The 3270-nt window shown below is 44.2% G+C and carries 4 protein-coding genes; 2 read left to right on the top strand and 2 right to left on the bottom strand.

Annotated elements, in window-relative coordinates:
• Positions 1–186 precede the first annotated feature (186 nt).
• Together ACXJGZ_RS07480 and cuyB are read left to right on the top strand one after the other, a co-directional pair.
• Positions 187–702, top strand: coding sequence for a cob(I)yrinic acid a,c-diamide adenosyltransferase (locus ACXJGZ_RS07480; RefSeq protein ID WP_456326316.1), 516 nt, complete (start codon positions 187–189; stop codon positions 700–702).
• A 5-nt stretch (positions 703–707) separates the two neighbouring features.
• Complete coding sequence (gene cuyB / locus ACXJGZ_RS07475) at positions 708–1394, top strand: cysteate racemase (protein ID WP_456398883.1); 687 nt, start codon at positions 708–710, stop codon at positions 1392–1394.
• A gap of 18 nt (positions 1395–1412) precedes the next feature.
• On the opposite strand, the gene corA is transcribed toward cuyB, so the two are convergent.
• Together corA and ACXJGZ_RS07465 are read right to left on the bottom strand one after the other, a co-directional pair.
• Positions 1413–2381, bottom strand: coding sequence for a magnesium/cobalt transporter CorA (gene corA / locus ACXJGZ_RS07470; RefSeq protein ID WP_456321666.1), 969 nt, complete (start codon positions 2379–2381; stop codon positions 1413–1415).
• A 9-nt stretch (positions 2382–2390) separates the two neighbouring features.
• On the bottom strand, positions 2391–3221 hold the full coding sequence (locus ACXJGZ_RS07465) for an MBL fold metallo-hydrolase (RefSeq protein WP_293252778.1): 831 nt from the start codon (positions 3219–3221) through the stop codon (positions 2391–2393).
• Between the last annotated feature and the right edge of the window lie 49 nt (positions 3222–3270).

The raw sequence follows: 3270 nt of genomic DNA, 5'->3' as shown, positions 1-3270 counted from the left end.
CCCATTGAAGCCACTGGCACCAGACTTAGTAATAAAACCACGATTAAAAAGAGGCTCCATTTCTTCATGGTATCACCGAAATATGTAATGTGCATCCATGTTATTAAATTTTCCCCATTGAACCATGTATCACCCAAAAGAACAAATTTAATTAGGGTAGAATCCCAAAGATAAAGCGGTGATTGTATGGGCATAACAACGAAAACTGGGGATAAGGGACTCACAGGAATTTTTACTGGAGAGCGCATTGCAAAATTCTCGCCTATAGTAGAAACCAACGGCACAATAGACGAGCTCGGCTCTTTTTTGGGAGAAGCAAAGCACTATGTAGATGAAGACCTGCAGGGAATACTCGAAAAGGTGCAGGTTGATTTGTATTCCCTTATGGCAGAGATAGCAAGTAAAGGAAAATATAAGAAAGTTGGAGAAGAAGAGATAAAGTGGCTGGAAAGTTTGATAACCGAATTTGAAAAGGAAGTTAAGCTCGAAGGATTCGTTATCCCCGGCTCCACGGTCGGAAGTGCAAAGCTTGATGTGTGCAGGGCTGTGGCGAGGAGAGCGGAGCGTAAAATTACAAAACTCGTCCTTGAATACGGAACAGGAACAAACGCACTAAAATACCTCAACCGGCTCAGCGACCTGCTCTTCATTATGGCTCGCTATATTGAGTGGAAGGAAGGGAGAATAAAATACGCAAAGTGATTGGTATGGAGAAGGTCATAGGAATCCTCGGAGGAATGGGACCCCTTGCAACCGTGGAGCTCTTTAGAAGGATAGTCCTCAAAACACCTGCCGAAAGGGATCAGGACCATCCGAAGATTATAATTTACAATAATCCGAAGATACCGGATAGAACGGCATTCCTCCTTGGGAAAGGGGCCAATCCTCTTCCCTATCTAATTGAGGGTGCAAAGAAGCTTGAGGCATGGGGAGCCGACTTCATAATAATGCCCTGCAACACGGCGCACTTTTTTGTTCAGGACATTCAAAGGGAAATAGATATTCCCCTCGTAAGCATGATTGAAGAAACTGCTGGAAAGCTTGAAAGTCTTGGATTAAAAAAAGTTGGACTTCTAGCCACAGACGGTACCATAAAGGGGATGGTTTATCACAGAGCGCTTCTGAGCAGAGGAATAGAGATAGCACTGCCCGACAAGGAAGACCAGAGAAAGGTTATGAGGGCAATATACGAAGGCGTCAAGGCGGGAAATCTTGAATGGGGGAGGGAAATAATACTCCGCATTGCAAAAAAGCTTGAAAAGAGGAGCGAGGGTATAATAGCGGGATGCACTGAAGTGAGCGTGGTTTTGAGGAAGGGGGACTTTGGAGTTCCCCTAGTGGATCCCATGGATGTAATAGCCGAGAGAGCCGTCAAACTTGCTCTTGAACTATAGGTTAAACTTGCTCTTGGACTATATCCACCCCTTTCTTTTAAAGTAGTAAAGCATGCCAAAGGCTATCATGAGCATTACAAAGAGAGCGGCGGGATACCCATAACGCCATCCAAGTTCGGGCATGTGGCGGAAGTTCATTCCATAAACTCCCGTTATAAAGGTCAGGGGTATGAATATCGTCGAAACAACTGTCAAAATTCTCATTATGTCGTTTATTCTCATGGAGAGCGTTGAGTAGTAAATTTCGACGAGTCCATTTGCCATATCCCTCTGGCTCTCGATAATGTCCAGGACCTCCATTACGTGACTGTGGAGCTCCTCCAGATATCCCCTCGTGTCCTCATCAAAGAACCTGCCCCCTTCTAGCTGCAGCTTCCTGAAAACTTCGAGTAGAGGGAATATAGTACGTCTTATGAAGAGAATCCTCCTTCGTATTCCATGGATCCTGTGCAGGATTTCTTTATCCCCATTTTTGAGAATTCTGCTCTCAACTTCTTCCATTTGGCTGCTTATTTTTTCGAGAATTGGAACGTAATTCTCAATTATGGCATCCAAGAGTGCAAAAACTAAATAACTTGCTCCTTTTTCCCTGAAGAGACCCTCACCCTTTCTTATTGCCTCCCTTATTGAATTGAAAACATCTCCCGGGCGTTCCTGGAGGGTTATCACGAAGTTGCCCTTAAGAAATATTGCAATTCTCTCTTTCTTTAAGCCCCCTTTTATCTCATAGAGCTGGTGGAGGAGCAGAAAGAGATAATCCTCAAGGAGGCTCATTCTTGCCCTGCTCTTTGATCTTAAAATGGCTTTAATTGAAGAGTCGTGAAAATCAAAAAGCTCCTTAAGTTCGTCCAGATACGCAATACCGTCAATATTGATCCAGACAACGCTGTAGCTCTTAAACTCAAGAGCTTCTTTCAGTGCTTTTATCCTCCTTTCCTCGAACTTCCCTTCGGAATATGCAAAAACTGTAATCCTTGGCGCTTCCATATCTAACACCTAATCCTCAAATTCCATGACCATCCCAGCGTGGAGTTTGTGGAATGCATCTCCATAAGATTCAAGGAAGGCAGCTTCAGCCTTCAAACCCGTGCAGTGCCCGGTATAAACTTCCTCCACCCCAAGCCTCTTGAACTCCTCAAGGGTTAGGTCTATACGCTCTTCACTTGCATCTATGAGATGGAAGCCCCCGATCACTGCTCTAATCCTGTTTTCTCCTGTAATCTCAACAGCTCTTTTGATTATACTCACTATGCCAGCGTGGGAGCATCCGCTCACAATTACGAGTCCTCTGGAAGTTTTTACCGCAATGCTCATATCATCCAAAAGCTCATCCTTTACAATTTTTCCCTCCCGCAATGTGTATACCTCAAGAGAGGTTCTTTCAAAGTCCTCATGCTCCCAAATTTCGCCCGTTGAGTAAAGCCCCTCAACAATCTGGAAAGGTGTTGCGATTAGGAAGAGTTCTCCAGTGGCTTCAATCTCTTTCTTTTCAAAGGGAACTCCCACATGTCGGAGATAGGGCTTCACTACAAAGTGCTTCCTGAAGATTGAAGGATGGGCGATGATGGGAATGCGCTTTTTAATTGCTTTTAGAAGCCCTAAAAGTCCCCCTGTATGATCATAGTGACAGTGCGAGAGGAATATGTAGTCAATTTCGCCCGGTTCAAGCCCAAGAAGTTTCATATTGTAAAGAATTGGCTTTTCATTCTGCCCTGTATCGAAGAGAAGCTTTTTCCCCTTGTACTCTATGAGAAAGCTAATTCCATGCTGACCCAGAAAGGGGCTCTCATAGCCCGAGTAGTCCTCAACCAGGGTGTATATTTTCATGGAATCACCAAATAAACTTTGATGTTCTGGTAATTATGCTTTTCCATAC

It is taken from the genome of Palaeococcus sp. (in: euryarchaeotes), from assembly GCF_053987695.1.
This window is presented reverse-complemented; position numbering and strand designations above follow the sequence as displayed.